This is a genomic window from Synechococcus sp. 1G10 (assembly GCF_002252625.1).
Classification (GTDB): domain Bacteria; phylum Cyanobacteriota; class Cyanobacteriia; order PCC-6307; family Cyanobiaceae; genus Regnicoccus_A.
The window spans coordinates 1-743 of record NZ_NQKW01000072.1; the positions used below are offsets into that span (position 1 = coordinate 1).

Sequence of the window (743 nt, forward strand, 5' to 3'; positions counted from 1 at the left end):
CTCAACGGCAATCACGGGCTGCGCGTTGCCGTTCTCGTGAATGACTTTGGATCCATCAATATCGATGCCGAGCTCGTCGTTGGTGTGGAAAGTGATGTCATCAGCTTGGCCAACGGTTGCATCTGTTGCACGATCCGTGATGACCTGGCCCAGACGGTAATCGAGACGATCAACCGACCTGAGCGGCCCAACTACCTGCTTTTGGAAGCCAGTGGCGTGGCCGACCCCTCCGGCATCATGCTGACCTTTACGGCGGAATTTATCCGCGACAGTGTTCGGTTGGACAGCATCATGTGCGTCGTTGATGCCGAGCAGGTGTTTGCGGTTCCCGAATGGATGGAACTCAAGATTCGTCAGATTGCCTTTGCCGATCTCGTGATCTTGAACAAGGTTGACCTTGTGGAGCAATCACAGATTGACCGGATCAAGGAATGGCTTGATGATCGCTTCCACCGCTACCGTCTAGTCGAAGCATGCCAAGGCAATGTTCCACTTGAAGTGTTAATGGGCGCCGGACGATTCGATCCAGTTCAGCTGGAATCCAAGTTGCATTCCTTGGAGCAATCTGACTGCACCCGTGGGCACTGCGAGCATGAGCCTAGTGATCACTCGCAGACTTTCACCACCTGGAGCTACGAAACAGATCAGCCGCTTGCTCTGGAAGATCTTCGTGATGCACTACGGAAATTACCGGCGACCGTGTATCGGGCCAAGGGGGTGGCCTACGTTGCTGATGCACTGGA

1 protein-coding gene is annotated in these 743 nt (G+C 54.4%); it reads left to right on the forward strand.

Annotated elements, in window-relative coordinates; genetic code table 11:
• Nucleotides 1-743 (forward strand): GTP-binding protein (locus tag CJZ82_RS17520; RefSeq protein WP_143593769.1); only part of this gene is annotated, 743 nt, incomplete at both ends.